The sequence below is a fragment of the Flavobacterium sp. A45 genome (genome assembly GCF_002001005.1).
In the GTDB taxonomy this organism is placed as follows: domain Bacteria; phylum Bacteroidota; class Bacteroidia; order Flavobacteriales; family Flavobacteriaceae; genus Flavobacterium.
In genome coordinates, this window is record NZ_MUNX01000107.1 from 24,222 (window position 1) to 45,413 (window position 21,192).

A 21,192-nucleotide genomic window follows, 5' to 3' on the forward strand; every position below is an offset into this window, starting at 1 on the left:
GCAGTTAATTAACAGAAATTAATTTTACGTCAAAAATAAGTGCAGAACCTCCTGGGATAGGTCCCATTGTTTCATTTCCATATCCTAAATGAGCGGGTACTAAAAGAATACCGCTTCCTCCGGTTTTGAAATGAGGAATACCTTCTGTCCAGCCTTTTACCACTTGGTCCAAGCCGAAAGAAATTCCCTCTGGTTTACTTTCGTCAAATACACTTCCGTTAGTGAAATAACCTTTGTAAGCTACGGTTACATTAGATGTAGCTGTTGGTTGCGCACCTGTTCCTGGTTCGTTAATTACATAATACAAACCAGATTCGCTTTTTTGTGCTTTTAATTTGTTTTTGGCGATGTAATCGGTGATTTCTTTGTCGTTTTTGGCAACGTAATCAACGGTTGCTTCGTTTGGTGTTTCATTTGTTACTTCTTTATTTTTGTTGCAAGAAATAAGAAGAGTCAAGGCCACTAGGACAGTTAATAAGTGTTTCATAGAGATGGGTTATTTTTTTAAAAGTTGCAAATATAGCCAAAAACGAAAATGATTTTGTTAAAAGTTCGGGTTGTCATATCATTAAGTTTGCCTTTGTTTTTTTCTCGCAGAGACGAAAAGGCGCAAAGTTTGAACTGTTTTCTTTGTGTCTTCGCGTCTTTGCGAGAGTTTGATTTAGAAGAAAGAATAGCTAAAAGTTAAAGTTTACCTGAGATTTTTCACTGTTCAATTATTCCTTTTTTAATATTGGCAAAAAAGCAAAATTTTTCCTTTTAGCCCCGATAGAAGCGAAAATCCTTTGTGGGCTGGGGTTCAGCCCACAAAGATTGCAGCGTATAGCGGGACAGTACTTCCTAAAAATACCCAATCTTTCTGCTCCAAAAAAAATTATCGGACTCAGATTATTAGAATCCTTCTCCGTCATTAAAATAGAAAGTTTTGGAATCACGCCCAAGACCAAAATTAACGATGAAATTGGTGAGCGTGTTTTTGTCAAGCAGGACTCGCAGTCCCACACCCACAGCGGGCTGAACGGATTCGAATGAGGTAAGGCTTTTGGAGGTGCCGCTGGCAGTTGTGGCATTGGCAAATACGGTTCCACTGATCATTTGGTTTTTGGTAATCGGGAAACGGTATTCGCTTTCAACATAAATCAGGTTTGTACCTCTCAAAAGTCCTTGCGTATAACCTTTTCCACTTCGGCTGTTTTGATCCCAGCCTATTGCGGGAAGATTTAAATACGGTAATCTGCCTCTTAGCTGAAACTGACCGTAAGCCCAGATTCCCACAACGTGCTGTTTGTTGGTTTTGCTGATGGGGATAAAATATCTGCTTTCCAGCAATAAGGTTGCACTGCGGTGTCGATTGAGATCTGTTTGTGGATTGTAGCGGTAATTCATGTTTAGGAACAGACCTTTATTGGTGTTTATTAAATTGTCTCTAGTGTCGTAAATCAAGTTTAGGCTCACGCCATTGACTGCATAATTCTTATCGCTAAAACCATAATCTTTGGAATAATTGTAATGGTAGGTGTATTGCTCATTGGCAACATCCAAATTTTTGTCATAGATGTTGGAATAACTGTCAAAATGCATTCCTAAACCAATAAAAAAGGAGGTAAATATGGTATAGGATGCCGTTTCATGAAATTTGAAGTAATTGTAATTCATGGGCTGTTCTATGGCTATGAAATCAAAGTCCTGAAACTCGGCGCCCCAAGGAATAATGCTGGTTCCCAGACCATAATTGGACTGTGAGAAAACATAATAGCGGAAATCACCGCTAAAAAACAATCGGTCATTATTGATGTACATATTGTTTTTTAGATAGAGCAAAACTTGTTTCTCTGTGCTGTATGAAGCACCTCCTGACAGTAATGAGATTTTGTTTTCGGGTTTTATTTTGAAGCTAAACTGGCTGATGAATCCAAAAGTAAAACCGTTTGCAGGCTGATAGCCCAATGTGGGGAAAGCAATTAAATGGTTTTTGGAATCTGGTTTGCTTATTTTTAAGGTATCTTCTTTGGTAAATAAATCAATTATGGATCGTAGCTTATATTTTTTTTCTTCTTCCTTCTTTTCTCCCTCTTGGGAAAGAATAGTTTGAGAACAAAAAAGGAGTAGCAGAAATATGATTTTCGACTTCAAAATAGTTTTAAAATTCATAATGAATATTCTGTGCTGTAATCAGATTTTCTAAAAACAAAATATAAAACTAAACAAAATTTCTATTTAAGGTTACATTATTGCAATAAATGTGTTTTATCATTATATCAATAAAACTATAAAGTAGAAAAACCACAACAGAATATAAATTCCAATTGTGGTTTTTTAAAACTTTTTATAAAGATGTGTTCAAATTTCACAAACTAAAAAACTAACCCTCCAATTTAGCCGAAAGCTCAAACCATCTTTCTTCCTTATTCTCAATTTTCTTGATGATGTTTTCTAGTTCTCTCGCCTTCTTTTCAATGTCGGCATCGGCTACTTTTCCGTCTGAGAATAACTGCTCAATTTTGGTTTTATCGATTTCTAAGTCTTTGATTTCTTTCTCTATTTTTTGAAATTCTTTTTGCTCGTTGAAAGTCAAATTTCCAGTTGGATTATTTTGCTTCCATTCTTTCTTTTCGGTTTTATTATCTTCTTTTTGCGCTATGTCGGCACTGTCTTCGTAGGCTCTAAAATCAGAGTAATTTCCAGGGAACGTTTCGATCTCGCCTTGTCCTCTAAAAATGAATAACTGATCCACGATTTTGTCCATAAAATAACGGTCGTGCGAAACCACCACCAAACATCCCGGATAGTCCAAAAGAAAACTTTCTAATACGTTCAAGGTCACAATATCCAAATCATTCGTAGGTTCATCAAGAATCAAGAAGTTTGGATTCTGAATCAAAACCGTACATAAATACAAACGTTTGAGTTCACCACCACTTAGTTTTTCTACATAATCGTATTGTTTTTTTGCATCAAAAAGAAAACGCTCCAACAATTGCGAAGCCGAAATCAATCTGCCTTTCGTTAACGGAATAAATTCACCGTATTCTTTGATTACATCGATTACACGTTGTCCTGGTTTTGGGTTAATCCCGCTTTGAGTGTAATAACCAATTTTTATTGTATCACCCACAACTACTTTTCCACTGTCCAATGGCATAGTTCCTGTCAAAAGATTAAGGAAAGTAGATTTTCCGGTTCCGTTTTTACCGATGATTCCAATACGTTCTCCACGCTGAAAATCATAACTAAAATTATCTAGAATAACATGGTCTTTAAACTTTTTGGAAATCTTGTGAAGCTCAATAATTTTGCTTCCCATACGTTCCATATTAATTTCCAATTCTACGACATTTTCTTTACGGCGACTTTGTGCTTTTTCTTTAATGTCATAAAAATCGTCCTGGCGGGATTTCGACTTGGTCGTTCTCGCTTTGGGTTGACGACGCATCCATTCCAATTCTTTGACAAACAAGTTTTGCGCTTTATCGACACTCGCATTTTCAGAGGCGATGCGCTCTTCTTTTTTCTCTAAATAATAGGAATAGTTTCCTTTGTATTGGTATATTTTTCCGTTGTCTAATTCGATAATTTCGTTACAAACTCGTTCCAAAAAGAAACGGTCGTGCGTTACCATAAACAGCGTGATGTTTTCTTTGGCAAAATAACTTTCCAGCCATTCGATCATTTCCAAATCCAAGTGATTCGTTGGCTCATCCAGAATTAATAAATCGGGACGGTTAATCAAAATAATGGCAAGAGACAAACGTTTTTTCTGTCCACCCGAAAGGCTTTTTACTTTCAGTTTAAAGTCTTCCAGCTTCAATTTGAACAAAATCTGTTTGTATTGCGTTTCGAAATCCCAAGCGTTATGACGATCCATAGCGTCAAAAGCTTTTTGGTAGGCTTCCTCATCTTCTGGGTTTTCTAATGCTTTTTCATACGCTTCAATCACCTTCAGACTTTCATTGTCTGATGCAAAAATACTTTCCTCAATCGTCAATTCATCCTGCAGTTTATTGTCCTGTGACAGAAAAGCCATTCGGATGCTTTTGCGAAGCACAACCTGTCCTGTATCTGGCTCATCAAAACCATTGATGATGTTCATTATAGTGGTTTTACCCGAACCGTTTTTGGCAATAAAGGCAATTTTTTGATCTTTGTTAATTCCAAAAGAAATGTCTTTGAACAGCGTGCGCTCCCCAAAAGATTTAGATATATTTTCTACTGATAAGTAATTCACTTTGTATGATATGAGTTATAAATTATGAGTTATGAATGATTTGCAGAACATAACTTTTTTGCAAAAGTAAGCTATTATAACACTATTCACGAATAGTTTATTTTGAAACGTGAATTAGTATGTGACAATTCAGCGATTCAACAGTTTAACGATTCAACGATTTAGTCTTTAAATAAGGACTCAAATCAACTGAATGTATTTGTTGTAGAGTGTTTACAAATGGTTTCTTTATAGTGGCCTCATTTGTTAAATAAAACAACAATCCATCTTCGGTTGCAATTCCTTCAATCTGATGGAAGGGGATTTTAATTTTAATTTTTCGTTGGTTTCCAGTGGAGAAATCATTGTTTTTATAATCGTACAATAAATATAGAAAGGGCTGAAGCATTTTCGAATAGCCACACAAAATAATTCCTTTTTTGGTTGGTAATACGGTTACACCCGTTATCAATCCTTGCACATCCAAGCTTTCTTTAAGCTGAGCGATATGTGACCCGGGACTTTTTGGCAAGGAATACACGCTTGTTTTCTCAGTTGTCCATTGTTTGGTAAACAAATAAATACTATCCTGTAAGACCACAAAGGCTTCACAATCAAAATCGGTCGTATTTGTTTTTTGAATATCAAAATCAGTTTGATTAGCATACGAAAAAGCAATAGTGTCAATTACGGGGGCTGTTGTCAAAATCGATTTTTTTTCAATTCTCACGATTTGTAAATCCTTTCTGTTTCCTTTGTAATTATTTCCAAAATCACCAATGTAGAGATACAAACTATCTTGGGCAATTTCTTCCCAGTCGTTATTTTTAAGACCCTGAAGATTAATTTTTTTCTTGGTTTTCCCTTTCGTGTCGATTCCATATAAAGTAGTATCAAGGTCATCATTGTGCGTCCATAATAAATTTTCAAAAACAATTAAACCAGAAGTTTCAGAAATTGAATCATTTATATTTTCCGAAGACTCTGTTTTTATTTTTGCGGAAGCATACTCACAACTTCCATTATTCTCTGTTGCTTTCGGATTAAAATTTTTAGCAAGATGATCTGTACATCCTTGAATTTGGGCATATGAGGTAGTTACAAAAAGTAACAAAAGTAGAATTATTTTTTGCATTGCAGTATTCAAATGAAAATCAAAAGCAAGGTATTAAACAATTCTATAATAAAAAGATTTTTGGGCAAATTATTAGTTTTTTGCAGGCATGGTTCCCGCTCTCATTCTAATCTTTTTATCTCGTCTCGCCTTAAAGATCATAGTAGATAAAAAGGATTTTCCCTTCACACGAGCGAAGCAAACTGGCGAAGCAATGAGGGCTAGTTAAGTTTTATAGTTTTGTAGATTTTTCTTTTTTTGGAGGAGGTTTTATTGCTGCAAGAATATCAGTAATTCCAATCAAATCATCTTATCAGGCTGTTTAGAATTGTGATTTTTTCTTTACATTTGAATAACTGTAAAAAGTTAATTTTCTAAAATACAACCAAAATCTATGGCTTTGATTAAGCGAAATCTGCTTCTGCTTTTTTTTGTTGCTTCTTCCTTTTCTTCCTTTTCACAGAAAATAGATTTTAGAAGTGATAGTTTGGATATGAAACATATTCTGAAAAGTATTTTTGTAAAAAATGACAGCACAAAGAAAAAAGACCCAAGTAAAGTTGCCTTTTCGTTAATGCCCGCTCCCGACATGAAAAGCTCCGAAGGCGGACTTGTTGTGTCGTTTGTGACTACTTTTTTTATGGACGAAAATCACGAAACAACCAAAATGTCCGAAGTCTATTTTACGCCAACCACTAGTTTTACAGGACAATATTCTTTTCCGATACAGTCCTATATTTATACCAAAGACAACAAATATAATTTCATTGGCGATTACAGGTTCATGATTTATCCGCAGTTTACGTATGGGTTGGGCGGAAACAGTTCCAAGGATCCTCAATCCGAAGTTCATTATCAGCAAATTCGATTCTATCAATTCGTTAGCCGAAAAATAAAGGGAGATTTTCGTTTAGGATTGGGTTTTCAATTGGACAATTATAAAGATATTTCCGAAGATCTTGAAATGGAAGGACAAACCGATTTTAACAAATACCAAGAAGGCGACTACACTGATGAACTTTCGTCAGGAATAGCTTTTCAGGCGTTGTATGATTCCCGAAAAAACATTTTGAATCCCACGCAGGGTTATTATTTTGAAGCCGATTATAGAATTAATAACAGCATTTTTGGAAGCGACACCGACTGGAAATCCATTTACATTGATGCCCGAAAATATCATTCGTTCAGTAAAACTCGTCATAAAATTTTGGCCACTAGAGCTTTTTATTGGGCGGTTTTCGACGGGAAACCACATTATTTAGATTTACCGAGTATCGGCTGGGATCGTTATGGAAAAACAGGCAGGGGTTTTACCCGCAACCGCTATAGAAGCAATTCCTTATTATATCTGGAAACAGAATACCGTACAGATATTACCAAAAATGGCTTCCTTGGAGCAGTTTTTTATGCTAATTATTCCTCGGTTTCCAATTTAGATACTTATAAATTTGATAATTGGACTCCAGCGGTCGGGACAGGTTTGAGGATAAAATGGAATAAAGTCAATAATTGTAATCTAGTATTGGATTATGGTGTCAGTAAAGATGATTGGACGTTTAGGGTTGCGCTTTCTGAGAATTTTTAAATTTTTTTGTAGAGGTTTGTATTTATGATAAACTTTGTGTGATTAAAGCTTAAAAATATATCTTTGAAAAATGCAGTTATCCGTCATTATTCTCAATTACAATGTCCGCTATTTTTTGGAACTATGTTTGTTAAGTGTAGAAAGAGCTCTGCAAAACATAGATTCTGAAATTATTGTGGTGGATAATAATTCCCAAGATGATAGTTGTGAGATGATAAAATCTCGTTTTACAAATGTGAAACTCATTCAAAACAATCAAAATGTTGGTTTCCCAAAAGGCAATAACATTGGAGTTGGCCAAGCCAAAGGCGATTATGTCTGTATCTTAAATCCAGATACCGTTGTAGCTGAAGATACATTTGAAAAGGTTTTGGCTTTCGCCAAAAAACAAAATAATCTTGGAATTATAGGAGTCAAACTTATTGACGGAACAGGAAATTTTCTTCCCGAAAGCAAAAGAGGAGTTCCCAGGCCTTGGGTTGCTTTTACCAAAATCATGGGGTTGTATAAACTATTTCCAAAGTCTCCATTTTTCAATAAATATTATGCTCAGCATTTGAACGAAAACCAAACTGGTAAAGTCGAAATTTTAGTTGGTGCTTTTATGATTCTGAAAAAAGAATTGTATGAGGAAGTGGGCGGTTTTGATGAAAATTGCTTTATGTATTCAGATGATATTGATTTGTCATATAGGGTGTTGCAAAAAGGAAAACCCAATTATTATTTCCACGGAACCACTGTGATACACTATAAAGGCGAAAGTACAATTAAGGATGGCACTTATATGAAACGATTTCAAGAGGCAATGGAGTTTTTCTATAGAAAATATTTTCAGGTTTCTAATCTTTTTTCTGCATTTATGAAAATTGGAATTGTGTTTTTTTCTTTAATAAAAAGAATTCAAGGCAGGTCTAAAACTAAAACTACACCTAAAAGTTATTTGCTTGTATCAGCTTCTGATACATTGGTAAAAATAATAGCGCTTCTTGTCCAAAAAAAGGTTGGTTTTCTCGATTTGAAAACAGAAAAAGAGGTAAATTTGTCATCAATTTCAATAAGAAATGGGTCACAGATTATTCTGGATAATGAGTTTGTTTCCTTTAAAGAATGTATTAATATTCATGAAAAGCATAGGAACAAAGGAGTTACATTTAGAATTATTCCCAAAAATGCAAATTTTATCATTGGAAGTGATTCTTTTAATGATAGGGGAGAAATTGTAAAAATCAAATAAAAATTACATTTAGTGAAATTTATATTGATATTTTTTAATAATTTCGCAAACTGAAAATCAAAATCACCTTTTAGATTAACAATATGGCAAGATTTGAATTAAAGCTTCCTAAAATGGGAGAAAGCGTTGCAGAAGCAACCATCACAAATTGGTTAAAAGAAGTTGGCGACAAAATTGAAGCAGATGATGCTGTTTTGGAAATTGCGACCGATAAAGTAGATTCTGAAGTTCCATCGGAGGTTTCGGGTGTTCTTGTCGAAATATTATTTGGTAAAGACGATTTAGTTCAAGTTGGACAAACTATTGCTATTATTGAGACAGAGGGTGGAAATGCTGAGGTTGTAAGTTCAGAAGTATCTCCAGCAATTATTGAGGAAATACAAAAAGCAGTTGAAGTAGCCAAAGAATCGGTTGCAACTCCGGTTGATTTTTCTGAAAGTGATAAATTCTTTTCTCCATTGGTAAAAAACATTGCAAAAGAAGAAGGGATTTCTTTAGGTGAATTAGTAAGTATCAATGGTTCCGGGAAGGAAGGACGTGTTACTAAAGAAGATATATTGAATTACGTAAAAAATAGAGGTTCTCAACCTGCAACTGTAGTTGCAACACCGGCTAAAACAGTTGAAGTACCAAAAGCGGTTTCAGCGGCTACTCCATCACAAACGGTTTCACCTGTTTCTGTAAATGGAGGTGATGAAATTGTGGAAATGGATAGAATGCGTAAACTGATATCTGGTTATATGGTAGCTTCGGTTCAAACCTCTGCTCACGTGCAATCATTTATCGAAGTTGATGTGACTAATATTGTAAAATGGAGAGATAAAGTTAAAAATGCTTTTGAAAAAAGAGAAGGTGAAAAGTTGACTTATACTCCTATTTTTATGGAAGCAGTTGCTAAAGCGTTGAAAGATTATCCAGGTATGAATATTTCGGTACAAGGTGATTTTATTATAAAAAAGAAAGATATCAACTTAGGGATGGCAGCAGCTTTGCCTAATGGAAACTTAATTGTTCCTGTTATTAAAAATGCAGATCAATTGAACTTGGTTGGTATGGCAAAAGCGGTTAATGATCTAGGGAACCGTGCAAAAATGGGGAAATTAAAACCAGACGATACTCAAGGAGGAACTTATACAGTTACCAATGTGGGAACTTTTGGAAGTGTTTTTGGAACTCCAATTATTAATCAGCCGCAAGTTGGGATATTGGCACTGGGAGCTATTCGTAAAGTGCCAGCAGTTATTGAAACTCCAGAAGGTGATTTTATAGGTATCCGTCAAAAAATGTTCTTGTCTCACAGTTATGATCACCGCGTAGTTGATGGTGCGTTGGGAGGTGCATTTGTGAAAAGAGTAGCCGAATATCTTGAGGCATTTGATGTAAATAGAGATTATTAATTCAGTATAAATTGAAAATGAACCCGACAAATTTTTATAGTTTGTCGGGTTTTCTTTTTTTAGTATTTTTAGCATTGACTTTAAATGAAATCAATACCAAATCTTTATATTTGTACCAATTCAAATACAAAAAATGGAACTAAAACTCAATAAGCCAATTTGTTTTTTCGACCTTGAAACTACAGGAATTGACATCGGAAAAGACAGAATTGTAGAAATATCAGTTTTTAAAGTTTTTCCCAACGGTAATAAAGAAAGCAAAACGTGGCTGGTGAATCCAACGATTCCAATTCCACCACAATCAACAGCAATTCACGGTATCAGTGATGAAAAAGTGGCTAATGAACCTACTTTTAAAGAACTGGCTCCTCAAGTTTATAATATGATTAAGGATAGCGATTTGGCAGGATTTAATTCAGATCGTTTTGATATACCGTTATTAGCTGAAGAATTATTGCGTGCAGGAGTCGATTTTGATATGAAGAACAGAGTTTCTGTCGATGTACAGACTATTTTTCATAAAATGGAAGAGCGTACCTTGAGTGCAGCTTTAAAGTTTTACTGCGGAAAAGGACTTGAAAATGCCCATTCAGCGGAAGCAGACACTATGGCAACTTATGAAATCCTAATGGCACAATTGGATCGTTATCCAGAATTGGAGAATGATATGAAATCGCTGTCTGAGTTTACTACCAGAAAGAAAATAGCTGACTTTGCAGGGATGATAGCTTTTGATGCTGATAATGAAGAGATTTTTACCTTCGGAAAGCATAAAGGAGCCAAAGTTGATAAAATTTTGGAAACAGAACCAGGTTATTTTAGTTGGATTCAAAATGCAGATTTTCCTCTGTACACTAAAAAAGTTTTGACAGCCATAAAATTAAGAAAATTAAATACGAAGTAAGTTGCTAAGTTTCTGAGTATCTAAGAATCTCAGGAACTTAGCAACTCAGAAACTAAAAAAAAAATGAAAATAATCTGTATCGGCAGAAATTATGCCAATCATATAGAAGAATTAAAAAATGAACGCCCTTCGGAGCCGGTTATTTTTATGAAGCCAGATTCGGCAGTTTTATTAAAACAGCATCCTTTTGTAATTCCAGAATTTTCAGAGGATATTCATCACGAAATTGAGCTTATCGTAAAAATAAGTAAAGTTGGGAAATATATAGAACCAAAATTTGCTCATAAGTATTATGATGAAATAAGTGTTGGAATTGATTTTACAGCCAGAGATTTACAGACTAAACTGAAAGAAAAAGGGTTGCCGTGGGAAAAAGCTAAGGCATTTGACGGTTCAGCGGTTATTGGAGAATTTTTGCCCAAAAGCCAGTTTGTTTCATTAGAAAATGTTACTTTTGAATTAACGAACAATAATGTTACGGTACAAAAGGGGAATTCCAACATGATGATGTGGAATATTGATGAGTTGATATCGTATGTTTCTCAATTTTTTACTTTAAAGATTGGGGATATTATTTTTACGGGAACGCCAGAAGGAGTTGCAGCAGTAAAACCAGATGATGTTTTAGAAGGATTTTTAGAAGGACAAAAACTATTTAGAATACAAGTAAAATAATGGCTTTAAAATATAATTTAGCAAAAGTGTACGCACTTTCGGATAACGATCCAGAGTTTGTGAATGAAATTTTGAATTTATTTGTTACTGAAGTCCCTGAAGATTTGATGCAAATTGGAGAGGGAATTAAGAACAAAGATCACAAACATACTTATGCCTTTGCACACAAATTGAAACCAACATTGGATTTGCTGGGATTAAATGTGGCATTCGAGGAAATTCTGCAAATAGAAGCCTGGACTAAAACAGAAGGTAAGAAGAAAGAAATAATTGAGACCTATAAAAGTGTTAAAACTCAGGTTAAAGATGCTATTAAAGAGTTGAGAAAAGATTTTGATCTTTAATTCGTCGTTTTAATTTTTTATAAAAATAGAAGATATAAAAGAATCTAACAGTTGTATAGAAAATGCAACAGTTAGATTTTTTTTTAAATATAGAGTAAAAGTTTTTAAAAATATGAAAGCAGCCATAGTTACAATTGGAGACGAGATTCTGATTGGTCAAATTACAGATACAAATTCTGGTTTTATAGCTAAATCATTAGATAGAATTGGGGTTGAGGTTTATGAGATGCTTTCTATAAGTGATTCTCGTGATCATATCTTAAATACATTTTCAAAACTCCAGAACAAAGTTGATATTGTCATTGTAACTGGCGGATTGGGTCCGACTAAAGATGATATAACTAAGAAAACATTATGTGATTATTTTGAAGATAAATTAGTTGTAGACACTGCTGTTTTAGCACATGTAACTCAATTGATAGAAGGTTTTTATAAGCGGGCGATTACTCAAATAAATAAAGATCAGGCGCTGGTTCCTTCAAAATGTATGGTGCTTCATAATCAAGTGGGCACAGCACCGGGATTATGGATGAAAAAGGAAAACACTGTTTTTGTGTCGCTTCCAGGAGTACCATTTGAGATGAAATATTTGATGGAAAATGAAATTATTCCTAAAGTAGTTCGAGATTATCAGCGACCTTATATTCTTCATAAAACGATTCTTACCTATGGTAGAGGAGAAAGTGCAGTGGCAGAACAAATTGAAGACTGGGAAAATAACTTACCCGAATTCATTAAGCTAGCTTATTTACCAGCACCTGGAAGAGTACGGTTACGATTATCGGCTAGAGGAGCTGATAAAGAATTATTAGAAAAAGCTATTGAAGATAATGTGGTTTCTTTGACTGAAATAATAGGAGATATTATTGTTGGTTTTGAGGATGATGAAACACTGGAAGTGAGTCTAGGTAAAATCTTAACGAGGAAAAATAAAACAATTTCTACTGCCGAAAGCTGTACAGGAGGTGGTATTGCGCAGTTGCTGAGTTCAGTTCCTGGGGCTTCTAATTATTTCAAAGGAAGTGTAGTGGCTTATTCAACGGAAGTAAAACAAAATATATTAGGTATTTCGAAGAATTTGATAGAGGAATATAGTGTTGTGAGCGCTGAAGTCGCTGAGGCTATGGTTTTGAGAGTAAAGTCACTAATGAATACTGATTATGCAATTGCGACTACTGGCAATGCCGGTCCATCCAAAGGCGAATCAGATGCTGATGTGGGAATAGTTTTTATTGCATTGGCTACGCCAAATGAAGTCTTGGTTGAAAAGTTTAATTTTGGACAACCACGTGAAAAAGTGATAGATAGAGCGTCAGTAAAAGGACTTGAAATGCTGCTCAAAGAAATTTCCAAAAAAGAGCAATAATTTTTTTGGTTTATAGGTTTATTTTTCTTTTCTTTGCACCCTGATTTTGAATAACGATAAAAGATAAGTATAATGTCAAGAGTTTGTGACCTTACAGGTAAAAGAGCGATGGTAGGAAATAACGTTTCTCACGCTATGAACAAAACTAAGAGAAAATTTTCTGTAAACTTAGTTAAAAAGCGTTTTTATCTTCCAGAAGAAGATAGATGGATTACTCTTAGAGTAGCAGCATCTACGATAAAAACAATTAATAAAAATGGAATCGCTGCAGTTTTGAAAAAAGCGCAGTCAGAAGGATTTATTAAATAATCTTTTCCAAAATAAAAAAATAGCAAGATGGCAAAGAAAGGAAATAGAATCCAGGTAATTTTAGAATGTACTGAGCACAAAACAACTGGTGTTGCAGGTACTTCAAGATACATAACTACAAAGAACAAAAAAAATACTCCAGACAGATTAGAGATTAAAAAATTTAATCCAATCTTGAAAAGAGTTACTGTTCATAAAGAAATTAAATAATAATTAGAAATTTTAAAAAAAAATCTCAAATTTTTACATTTGTGCATTTTATAAAAATTTCAAATAACATTCAATCATGGCAAAGAAAACCGTAGCATCGTTACAAACATCTTCTAAGAGATTATCAAAAGCCATCAAAATGGTAAAATCTCCTAAAACTGGTGCATATACATTCGTAGAATCTATTATGGCTCCTGAAGAAGTTGATGAATTCTTGAAAAAGAAATAATAACTATTACATTTTATAGAAAAGCTACTTTCATTCGGAAGTAGCTTTTTTATTTTCTATATTTACACCTCGAAATTAAAAGATTCTTTTGAGAATTTCGTTAAAGACAAATCGTATTGTTTTTAATTGATTTTTCTTGTTTAAGTTGACAAATGTAAATTCCAAACCATAAACTCAATGAGCTTTTTTAAAAAAATATTCTCCTCAGAGAAAAAAGACTCTAGCCTAAGTCAAGAGGCAAAACAAACATTAGATAAAGGTCTAGAAAAAACCAAAACCAGTTTCTTTTCCAAATTATCCAAAGCAGTAGCTGGGAAATCAAAAGTAGATGATGATGTTTTGGATAATTTGGAAGAAGTGCTAGTTTCTTCGGATGTGGGAGTCAATACAACCTTAAAAATAATTACCCGAATTGAAAAAAGGGTAGAGCAAGACAAATATCTTGGTACTGAAGAACTCAATCAGATTTTGAGAGACGAAATAGCAGGATTGCTATCAGAAACCAATACTGGGGAAGCAACCGAATTTGTTATTCCTGTTATTACCAAGCCATATGTATTGATGGTTGTTGGTGTAAACGGAGTTGGTAAAACAACAACAATCGGAAAGTTAGCTTATCAATTCAAGAAAGCTGGCTATAATGTGGTACTTGGAGCGGCAGATACCTTTCGTGCTGCAGCTATTGACCAATTACAAATTTGGGCAGACAGAGTAGGTGTTCCGATAGTTAGACAAGATATGGGAAGTGATCCAGCTTCTGTGGCATTTGATACGCTGCAGTCGGCGGTAGCTCAAAATGCTGATGTTGTTATTATTGATACTGCAGGTCGTCTGCATAATAAAATAAACTTGATGAATGAACTTTCAAAAGTGAAACGTGTAATGCAAAAGGTGGTTGGTGATGCTCCGCATGATGTAATGCTCGTTTTGGACGGTTCTACAGGACAAAATGCATTTGAACAAGCCAAACAATTTACTGCAGCAACAGAGGTTTCGTGTTTAGCAGTTACTAAATTAGACGGTACTGCCAAAGGCGGTGTGGTTATTGGAATTTCTGACCAATTTCAAATTCCGGTTAAATACATTGGTGTTGGCGAAGGAATCGAAGACTTGCAGGTTTTTAATAAAAACGAGTTTGTAGATAGTTTTTTTAAATAAATAAGTCCATGAATTTTTCTTCTATAAAAAATGCAAGCCCTATATATTTTTACTTTGTAAGTATTGCGGCTTTTGTGTTGGCAAATGTTGTTAGAACAACCAGTGTTGGTTTTTATTATGCTTTACTGATTGTCGGGTTGATTTTTTTCTTTTTAGGATTGATGAGGAGGATTAAGAAGTAGACTACTATTTTTTTGATAGTTATCAGTAATAAGAATTTAGCGGTATTTTGTAATTTATTAATTTACAAAATACCGCTAATTAGTTAAGAGCTTTTTTGTGATAAATGATTCTTATTCCTACTGATACAAAGCACTTATTTTAGACCATAATTCTTCATCAAAACCGGATAGGGCAAAAGTTGGATTATCTGGATTTGCTACGTCTCCCATTCGGATTACTACCATTTTTTTGCTGGGAATTACATAGATTTTTTGGTCGTTTTTGCCTAAAGCCATAAACATGTCATTGGGAGCTGTTGTGACTAAACTGCCTTTAAACTGCAGTTGGGATTGAGGTAAGTGGTAACTCGCTTTGCCATTCAGCCACCATAAATAGCCATATCCTAAATTGATATTTTGTGAAGTGTTTGTCGCCTCATTGAAATAGCTTTCGTTCAGTATTACATTATTTTCCCATTTTCCTTTATTGTACATTAATAGTCCAAAACGTGCCATACTTCTTGTGGTACTGCTGTAAACAATATTGTTGCCAATTGTAAACCAAGTGCCGTTCATTCCGATTTTGTCTCTTAGTTTGGTATTGAAATACGTATTCCAGGATTGTCCGCTGGCCTGAGCGATGACGTCCTGCAGTTTTACATACACATTGTGATATGCCCATCGTGTTCCTGCATCAGCTTTGTAGATAAGTGCGGATGGCGAAACATCATCGGTACTGTCGTCCAGACCAGTGGTCATGCTCAATAAATGTTTACAGGTGATTAGGTTTTCTTTGGCTAGTGGTGCGCTTGTCCAGCCCGTTCCTAGGTATTGTGATACTTTGCTGTTGCTGTTGATAAGGTTTTCCTGTTGGGCAATTCCAGTCATCGTTGCCGTTAATGTTTTGCCGGCACTTGCCCAGTACCAATTGGTTGAAGCATCGTGGCCATTAAAATAATTTTCCATTACGATGCGTCCGTTGACAAGGATGATAAAGCCTTTGGTGTTTTTGAGTTTCAAATAATCCAAAAGTGGTTGTACGGCTGATTGTTTCCAACTAAGGCTTTCTATAGATTTTGTTTCCCAAGCAGTTCCTGTAAGTGGAGGAAAGTAGAGTGTTTCTTCGGGTGTTGGGGCAGGTGCTGGGTCGTTATTGTCGGATGAGCAATTGATGCAAAAAAGTGCAAATACGAGTAATAGTATTGATTTTGACATGGTTGCGGAGGTTAGTTTTGGGTAAGACCAAAAATATAGAAAATAGTTTAACGGGAATGTTTTTTTTTATTTTCTTTGGATTTTTAAAGTTTAACTTTGTCGTTTTAACTAAGGTTGTTGATAAACGAGATGCCCTAGCCCTGATTGCTTCGCCAGTTCGCTTCGCTCGTGTGCAGTGGGAATCCTTGTGAGTCTCGTTTTTTCTAACGAGACTCACAAGATTGAAACGAATAGCAGGATATAGCTCCTTAAAAAAAGATTATTTATGAAAAAAGTATTTGGTGTTTTATTGATTGCCCTTTTATTTGTGGGGTGTAAGCAAAAAATAACTCCTTCAGACGTTGCCAAAATCAACGGTTATTGGGAGATTGAAAAAGTGGTTTTGGAGGATGGGAATGAGAAGGAATATGGAGTGAATGAATCGTTTGATTTCTTCCAAATTGACAAAAAAAGTGTGGGAATCCGCAAGAAAGTGATGCCACAATTGGACGGAACTTTTTTGGTGAATGATACATTTGAGAATGTGAAAATCAGGTTTGCAGACGACCAGGTTTTTATAGATTATAGTACGCCATATATGAAATGGAGCGAGGAAATACTTGTACTGACTGATAAAGAGCTAGTTGTTTTGAATGCAGAGAAAAAAGAATATCATTATAAAAAAACGGGACCAATAAATCTAGATGACTATGGCAAAAAGACTAAATAATCAAAGTTCGATAGGGGACGTTTTGAAGCAAATTATCGAGGTCAATAAATTGCAATCTGGAATGGATGAGATTGATGTGAAAGATGCTTGGCGTAATTTAATGGGGAACGGTGTGAACAGTTATACTAATAATGTTGTTTTGAAAGGTTCAACTTTGTATGTTCAGTTGACATCGGCCGTGTTGCGTGAGGAATTGAGCCACGGAAAATCCAAAATCATAAAAATGATTAATGAGGAATTAAGGAGAGATGTGGTGCGGGATGTGGTTTTACGATAGTATTCAGTGTTCAGTTTTTTAGTGATCAGGCTTAAAAAAGTGTTCAGTAATTAGTTTAAAATAGTAATCAGTTTATCATAAAAAAAAATCCCATTCTAGTCTATAGACTAGAATGGGATTTTTTTATGAAGTTTTTTAAGCATTGTTTTTCACTGAATACTCAAAACCTGAACACTGCTAACTGACTAGAACTGCTCTCTTCCAGCAAAGTGAAATGCGCTTTCAATAGCAGCATTTTCGTCGCTATCAGAACCGTGAACTGCATTTTCACCGATAGAAGTTGCGTATGCTTTACGGATAGTTCCTTCAGCAGCTTCAGCTGGGTTTGTAGCACCAATTAAAGTTCTGAAATCTTCAACTGCATTGTCTTTTTCTAAAATAGCAGCAACGATAGGACCACGAGACATAAATTCTACTAATTCTCCGTAGAAAGGTCTTGCAGCGTGTACAGCGTAAAATGCTTGAGCATCTGCAACTGTCAATTGAGTTAATTTCAAAGAAACGATTTTGAAACCACCGTTCGTAATCATTGCCAATATGTTTCCGATGTGTCCGTTTTGAACTGCATCAGGCTTAATCATTGTAAAAGTTCTATTAGTCGCCATTTTTCTGTGTTTTAAAAATTTGTGCAAAAATATACTTTTTTTATCGAATGATTTTAGCAAATCTTCAATTTAATGACGTAAATCTGTTATTACTGTTATTTTAAACTTTGAAATACATTTTCTTTTTGTAGAAATAGGTCAAAAGTAAAGACCAGATACCTGCATAAAGTAAGGCAAACGTTAATGAAGCTGTCATTGGGTTGCTGAAAAATGGCAACACTTTAAATGTATACAAGTAATCCCAAAGATTGATTTGCTCGGCTGGGAATTTTGGATTTGGTAAAGAAACCATTGCCATTGCCTGCGGAACAATTTGAGAAAGGAAGAAAACAATCATTGGATTTACACCCCAAATTTGGAATAATTTGATTCCCTTTTTATAATCGGCAATATCAATCAAGCTGTATAAAACAGTTAAAGTAACTGTAGCAAGTCCGGCTGTATATAAAACGTATGAACTTGTCCAAAGTGCTTTGTTTATAGGGAAAACAATATTCCAAATTTGTCCCAAGACAATTAGAATTACTCCTATGATGAACATTTTTTTTGCTTTTTCAGTTTTTAATAAGGTACTGGTTAGCAATTGTCCAATCAATAAACCAATAATTCCTGTTGCAATCGCTGGAATGGTACTTAATACTCCCTCAGGATCCCAAGTTTTGGAGGATTCCCACATGTGTCCTTTTAATAGGGTGTTATCAGTCCAAGCTGCAAGGTTTGTTCCTCTTTCAAGGTTTGTGATTTCGAATCCTGGAGCCGGAATTAGCGTCATGATTGCCCAGTATCCTAGCAAAATTCCGATTGCTGTCAGTAATTGTGTTCTTTGAGTAGTTTTTAAATACAAAAGAGAAGCAATGAAATAGACAATTCCGATACGCTGTAACACACCAGGCAGGCGTACCGATTGATAGGCTTCAATGCCACTATAGGCAAGAACCATATAAATAATAAAAATCGAAACAGCTAAATAGGTTTTTAATTTAGCATCGAAATTTCCCATTAGGGCATAGCCAACTAAGGCAGTAATAAGTAAACGGCCAATAATTAAGGGAATACCTTCCAATCCGAAGAGTTGTATACTGCTGAAAAAGTTGAAAAATATTCCCAGACATATCATACGCAGCGAGCGGGTGAATATTTTATTGAGTGTAGTGCTGTCGTAGGTTTTGGTGGGCATTGCAAATGAAATCGCTGCTCCCATGATGAAAACAAAGAATGGAAAAACCAAATCCGTAGGAGTACAGCCGTGCCATTCGGCATGTTGTAATGGTGGGTAGATTGTAGCCCAACTGCCAGGGTTATTGACAATGGTCATTAATAAAATGGTTAATCCTCTAAATACATCAAGCGAAATAAGGCGGTCTTTGGTCATTGGTTTTTTTTGGTTTTATTGTGAATAATCATTTAGTACAATGTAATAATGTTGAAATTTTGTTCTAAAGGATTGAGTTGGTTCATTAATTGAGGAATTAAGCTTTCTCCGCTTTCCAGATAAAATTCCGAAAAATTGGCTTGACGTTCCTGAAGGCTTTGGTTTGGGAACAATTCATTTTGTAAATCAATTATGCGCTGTAATTCGTCATGAAATTTTCTTTTTTGAGCTACAAGCAATTTTTTTTCGAGGTTTTCCAATCCTTTGGTTTGTTTGACTTCTTGTGCTTTTACTGCACCTATGAAAGATTTGTCGGTATGATTAGCGAGCTCTAAAAGTGCTTCAAATTGTTTTCTTAAAGCTTCTTTCTGTTCGGTAAAATCAATTGGAAAATCCGATAGTTTTTGGGTTACTCGATTGACTAAAGTGCTTTGTTTTGAAAATAAATCTGCCCAAGACAGGTTTAATTTATCGGCTTTTTTGTTTTGTTTTTCAGTTGCCAAAAGCACTGAATTTCTCAATAGTAAGATTGGAAAAGTAATTTTTGCGGTAGCGAAAAAAGATTTTAATTCCAACCAATAAGCAATTTCTCCGCCTCCGCCAATGTAGCATAAATTGGGTAAAATAACTTCTTGATACAAAGGACGCATAATTACGTTTGGGCTGAATTTCTCAGGATTGCTCTCTAATAAATCAAGAATTTCAGTTTCAGTAAATTCGATTTTGGTGTGGTTGACTTTGTAAATTCCGTTTTCGAGAATGATTCTTTCGCGTAAATTATCTTCGATATAGAATAAATTAATTTCGCGCGGATTTACCTGAACGAAGTAGTCTTTCATTTTCTCGACAGTTTCTGTTACCGATTTGAAAGACGATTGATGAAGCAATTCCTCTTTTATATACGGAATAAAACTGCGTTTTAAATCCTGATCATCAGCATCTAGAATAACTAAACCTGATGTGCCAAAAAGTTCATTAGCTAAATGTCTCGTGGCATCGGCTAAGTTGCTGTGCTTGAGATAAGAATCTTCAAACAGTTTTATGATGGTTTTTGCATTGATACTGGAGCCTATTTCGAGTGCATATATTTCTAGGAATTCAGTAAGTCCTTCTGTAGATAATCTCCCAACAGGGCCTTTGCTGTCTCTGTTCCAGTGAAACTTTTTTCCTTTGAAACTGAAATAATTAATCTCTTCAAAATCATGGTCTTCAGTTGCCATCCAATACACGGGAACAAAATTGTAGATTGGATATTTCGCTTTTAATTCTTTGGTCAAATTAATCGTCGAAATGATTTTGTACAAAAAATATAATGGACCAGAAAACAAATTCAGCTGATGTCCAGTGGTAACGGTAAAAGTATTTGGATTGTTTAAAAGTTTAATGTTGTTCAAGGCTGCAACTGAAACATCATATTTAGAATATTGTTTTTCTAAAACACGAACTAAAGTTTCTCTTTTGAAACTGTCATTGCCATTGAAATTATTCTTTTTCTCTTCAATCTGTTTTTCAAAGTTTTCAAGAGTTGGAAAGCGATGATATAATGAAGCTAATTCTTTTTTTTGATTTAAATAATCATTCATCAAAGGAGAGAAATACCCAGAATTTTGATAGCTGATACAGTCGGTTGGCATATTGATTTTATTTGATGCTAAATTACCAAAAAATATTATAAGACATTGTATAAAAGTTGTCTTTGAGAATGTAACTTATCTTGAATTTATGAATATTTATTGGAAATAGTATAATGTAAGTTGGGCGCTCTTTTTTTTTAAGTTAAACTTTAGACATTGTAAAAATTGATTAATCAGATTTGATTAAAATTAAAAAAGCAACTCATTAATTGAGTTGCTTTTTCTTCAAATAATTAAAACTAAAAATTTACATATAATTTTGCTTGGTAATTAAAAAGAACACTACAAGCATCACTGCTACAATTAACATCCTATAAATTGATGATTTAAACATTGTCGTACCATTGAGTTGGTCTTCTCTTCTCTGTTTAATAAGGTTAGAAATCATAAATGGGATCATTATTGTTATGGACCCGTATAAATAATATCTCGAATACTCACTATATTCGTTTGAAATGAATACAAGAAGTAGTCCACATAGGGAGATAAT

The 21,192-nt window shown here is 34.6% G+C and carries 22 protein-coding genes; 13 read left to right on the plus strand and 9 right to left on the minus strand.

The window, feature by feature from the left end; all coding sequences use genetic code 11:
• Positions 1-4: 4 nt before the first annotated feature.
• From B0E44_RS13820 to B0E44_RS13835, 4 genes are all read right to left on the minus strand, one after another.
• Positions 5-487: an FKBP-type peptidyl-prolyl cis-trans isomerase gene (locus B0E44_RS13820; RefSeq protein WP_077376335.1), complete on the minus strand. Its 483-nt coding sequence runs from the start codon at positions 485-487 to the stop codon at positions 5-7.
• 404 nt (positions 488-891) lie between these two features.
• Positions 892-2,151 carry a BamA/TamA family outer membrane protein gene (locus B0E44_RS13825; protein WP_077376338.1) on the minus strand — a complete coding sequence of 420 codons (1,260 nt, stop codon included), beginning with the start codon at positions 2,149-2,151 and terminating at the stop codon, positions 892-894.
• 211 nt (positions 2,152-2,362) lie between these two features.
• Entirely contained in the window at positions 2,363-4,225 is a 1,863-nt protein-coding gene (locus B0E44_RS13830; RefSeq protein WP_077376341.1) for an ABC-F family ATP-binding cassette domain-containing protein, read from the minus strand.
• Between the two features lie 145 nt (positions 4,226-4,370).
• A complete protein-coding gene (locus B0E44_RS13835) occupies positions 4,371-5,339 on the minus strand; it encodes a hypothetical protein (RefSeq protein ID WP_077376344.1) in 969 nt (322 codons plus the stop codon).
• Between the two features lie 373 nt (positions 5,340-5,712).
• On the opposite strand from B0E44_RS13835, the gene B0E44_RS13840 reads away from it, so the two are divergent.
• From B0E44_RS13840 to ftsY, 11 genes are all read left to right on the plus strand, one after another.
• A complete protein-coding gene (locus B0E44_RS13840; RefSeq protein WP_254423300.1) occupies positions 5,713-6,903 on the plus strand; it encodes a BamA/TamA family outer membrane protein in 1,191 nt (396 codons plus the stop codon).
• A 70-nt stretch (positions 6,904-6,973) separates the two neighbouring features.
• Positions 6,974-8,137 carry a glycosyltransferase family 2 protein gene (locus B0E44_RS13845; protein WP_077376347.1) on the plus strand — a complete coding sequence of 388 codons (1,164 nt, stop codon included), beginning with the start codon at positions 6,974-6,976 and terminating at the stop codon, positions 8,135-8,137.
• An 83-nt stretch (positions 8,138-8,220) separates the two neighbouring features.
• Positions 8,221-9,534, plus strand: coding sequence for a dihydrolipoamide acetyltransferase family protein (locus B0E44_RS13850; RefSeq protein WP_077376351.1), 1,314 nt, complete (start codon positions 8,221-8,223; stop codon positions 9,532-9,534).
• Between the two features lie 133 nt (positions 9,535-9,667).
• The gene (locus B0E44_RS13855) at positions 9,668-10,438 is read left to right on the plus strand and encodes a 3'-5' exonuclease (RefSeq protein ID WP_077376354.1); all 771 of its coding nucleotides are present in this window, start codon (positions 9,668-9,670) and stop codon (positions 10,436-10,438) included.
• Between the two features lie 63 nt (positions 10,439-10,501).
• Positions 10,502-11,113, plus strand: a complete 612-nt coding sequence (locus B0E44_RS13860; RefSeq protein ID WP_077376357.1) for a fumarylacetoacetate hydrolase family protein — start codon at positions 10,502-10,504, stop codon at positions 11,111-11,113.
• Positions 11,113-11,457, plus strand: a complete 345-nt coding sequence (locus B0E44_RS13865; RefSeq protein WP_077376360.1) for an Hpt domain-containing protein — start codon at positions 11,113-11,115, stop codon at positions 11,455-11,457. Before B0E44_RS13860 ends, B0E44_RS13865 begins: the two co-directional genes overlap by 1 nt.
• Positions 11,458-11,569: 112 nt before the next feature.
• Positions 11,570-12,823 carry a CinA family nicotinamide mononucleotide deamidase-related protein gene (locus B0E44_RS13870; RefSeq protein ID WP_077376363.1) on the plus strand — a complete coding sequence of 418 codons (1,254 nt, stop codon included), beginning with the start codon at positions 11,570-11,572 and terminating at the stop codon, positions 12,821-12,823.
• A gap of 72 nt (positions 12,824-12,895) precedes the next feature.
• Entirely contained in the window at positions 12,896-13,132 is a 237-nt protein-coding gene (gene rpmB / locus B0E44_RS13875) for a 50S ribosomal protein L28 (RefSeq protein WP_024980263.1), read from the plus strand.
• Between the two features lie 27 nt (positions 13,133-13,159).
• Positions 13,160-13,342 carry a 50S ribosomal protein L33 gene (rpmG, locus tag B0E44_RS13880; RefSeq protein ID WP_007805817.1) on the plus strand — a complete coding sequence of 61 codons (183 nt, stop codon included), beginning with the start codon at positions 13,160-13,162 and terminating at the stop codon, positions 13,340-13,342.
• Positions 13,343-13,418: 76 nt separating this feature from the next.
• The gene (locus B0E44_RS13885) at positions 13,419-13,571 is read left to right on the plus strand and encodes a DUF4295 domain-containing protein (RefSeq protein WP_008468081.1); all 153 of its coding nucleotides are present in this window, start codon (positions 13,419-13,421) and stop codon (positions 13,569-13,571) included.
• Between the two features lie 177 nt (positions 13,572-13,748).
• The gene (gene ftsY, locus B0E44_RS13890) at positions 13,749-14,729 is read left to right on the plus strand and encodes a signal recognition particle-docking protein FtsY (protein ID WP_077376366.1); all 981 of its coding nucleotides are present in this window, start codon (positions 13,749-13,751) and stop codon (positions 14,727-14,729) included.
• A gap of 299 nt (positions 14,730-15,028) precedes the next feature.
• Here the strand turns inward: ftsY and B0E44_RS13895 are convergent, their stop codons facing one another.
• The gene (locus tag B0E44_RS13895; protein WP_077376369.1) at positions 15,029-16,105 is read right to left on the minus strand and encodes a serine hydrolase; all 1,077 of its coding nucleotides are present in this window, start codon (positions 16,103-16,105) and stop codon (positions 15,029-15,031) included.
• 265 nt (positions 16,106-16,370) lie between these two features.
• On the opposite strand from B0E44_RS13895, the gene B0E44_RS13905 reads away from it, so the two are divergent.
• Positions 16,371-16,814, plus strand: coding sequence for a hypothetical protein (locus tag B0E44_RS13905; RefSeq protein ID WP_077376375.1), 444 nt, complete (start codon positions 16,371-16,373; stop codon positions 16,812-16,814).
• On the plus strand, positions 16,795-17,091 hold the full coding sequence (locus tag B0E44_RS13910; RefSeq protein WP_077376378.1) for a DUF721 domain-containing protein: 297 nt from the start codon (positions 16,795-16,797) through the stop codon (positions 17,089-17,091). Before B0E44_RS13905 ends, B0E44_RS13910 begins: the two co-directional genes overlap by 20 nt.
• Positions 17,092-17,276: 185 nt before the next feature.
• Here the strand turns inward: B0E44_RS13910 and B0E44_RS13915 are convergent, their stop codons facing one another.
• From B0E44_RS13915 to B0E44_RS18955, 4 genes are all read right to left on the minus strand, one after another.
• On the minus strand, positions 17,277-17,696 hold the full coding sequence (locus B0E44_RS13915; RefSeq protein WP_039111203.1) for a nucleoside-diphosphate kinase: 420 nt from the start codon (positions 17,694-17,696) through the stop codon (positions 17,277-17,279).
• A gap of 100 nt (positions 17,697-17,796) precedes the next feature.
• Positions 17,797-19,068 carry an acyltransferase family protein gene (locus B0E44_RS13920; protein WP_077376381.1) on the minus strand — a complete coding sequence of 424 codons (1,272 nt, stop codon included), beginning with the start codon at positions 19,066-19,068 and terminating at the stop codon, positions 17,797-17,799.
• A gap of 32 nt (positions 19,069-19,100) precedes the next feature.
• The gene (bshC, locus tag B0E44_RS13925) at positions 19,101-20,702 is read right to left on the minus strand and encodes a bacillithiol biosynthesis cysteine-adding enzyme BshC (protein ID WP_077376384.1); all 1,602 of its coding nucleotides are present in this window, start codon (positions 20,700-20,702) and stop codon (positions 19,101-19,103) included.
• Between the two features lie 247 nt (positions 20,703-20,949).
• Positions 20,950-21,192: hypothetical protein (locus tag B0E44_RS18955; RefSeq protein WP_217341310.1), on the minus strand; the 243-nt coding region annotated here is incomplete at its 5' end.

Coding starts and splice junctions, on each gene's coding strand:
- B0E44_RS13865 (WP_077376360.1), top strand. CDS start 11,113: ATGGCTTTAAAATATAATTTAGCAAAAGTGTACGCACTTTCGGATAAC.
- B0E44_RS13915 (WP_039111203.1), bottom strand. CDS start 17,696: ATGGCGACTAATAGAACTTTTACAATGATTAAGCCTGATGCAGTTCAA.
- B0E44_RS13895 (WP_077376369.1), bottom strand. CDS start 16,105: ATGTCAAAATCAATACTATTACTCGTATTTGCACTTTTTTGCATCAAT.
- rpmG (WP_007805817.1), top strand. CDS start 13,160: ATGGCAAAGAAAGGAAATAGAATCCAGGTAATTTTAGAATGTACTGAG.
- B0E44_RS13860 (WP_077376357.1), top strand. CDS start 10,502: ATGAAAATAATCTGTATCGGCAGAAATTATGCCAATCATATAGAAGAA.
- B0E44_RS13855 (WP_077376354.1), top strand. CDS start 9,668: ATGGAACTAAAACTCAATAAGCCAATTTGTTTTTTCGACCTTGAAACT.
- B0E44_RS13920 (WP_077376381.1), bottom strand. CDS start 19,068: ATGACCAAAGACCGCCTTATTTCGCTTGATGTATTTAGAGGATTAACC.
- B0E44_RS13885 (WP_008468081.1), top strand. CDS start 13,419: ATGGCAAAGAAAACCGTAGCATCGTTACAAACATCTTCTAAGAGATTA.
- B0E44_RS13840 (WP_254423300.1), top strand. CDS start 5,713: ATGGCTTTGATTAAGCGAAATCTGCTTCTGCTTTTTTTTGTTGCTTCT.
- B0E44_RS13910 (WP_077376378.1), top strand. CDS start 16,795: ATGGCAAAAAGACTAAATAATCAAAGTTCGATAGGGGACGTTTTGAAG.
- bshC (WP_077376384.1), bottom strand. CDS start 20,702: ATGCCAACCGACTGTATCAGCTATCAAAATTCTGGGTATTTCTCTCCT.
- B0E44_RS13820 (WP_077376335.1), bottom strand. CDS start 487: ATGAAACACTTATTAACTGTCCTAGTGGCCTTGACTCTTCTTATTTCT.
- B0E44_RS13845 (WP_077376347.1), top strand. CDS start 6,974: ATGCAGTTATCCGTCATTATTCTCAATTACAATGTCCGCTATTTTTTG.
- B0E44_RS13905 (WP_077376375.1), top strand. CDS start 16,371: ATGAAAAAAGTATTTGGTGTTTTATTGATTGCCCTTTTATTTGTGGGG.
- rpmB (WP_024980263.1), top strand. CDS start 12,896: ATGTCAAGAGTTTGTGACCTTACAGGTAAAAGAGCGATGGTAGGAAAT.
- B0E44_RS13870 (WP_077376363.1), top strand. CDS start 11,570: ATGAAAGCAGCCATAGTTACAATTGGAGACGAGATTCTGATTGGTCAA.
- B0E44_RS13850 (WP_077376351.1), top strand. CDS start 8,221: ATGGCAAGATTTGAATTAAAGCTTCCTAAAATGGGAGAAAGCGTTGCA.
- B0E44_RS13835 (WP_077376344.1), bottom strand. CDS start 5,339: ATGCAAAAAATAATTCTACTTTTGTTACTTTTTGTAACTACCTCATAT.
- B0E44_RS13825 (WP_077376338.1), bottom strand. CDS start 2,151: ATGAATTTTAAAACTATTTTGAAGTCGAAAATCATATTTCTGCTACTC.
- ftsY (WP_077376366.1), top strand. CDS start 13,749: ATGAGCTTTTTTAAAAAAATATTCTCCTCAGAGAAAAAAGACTCTAGC.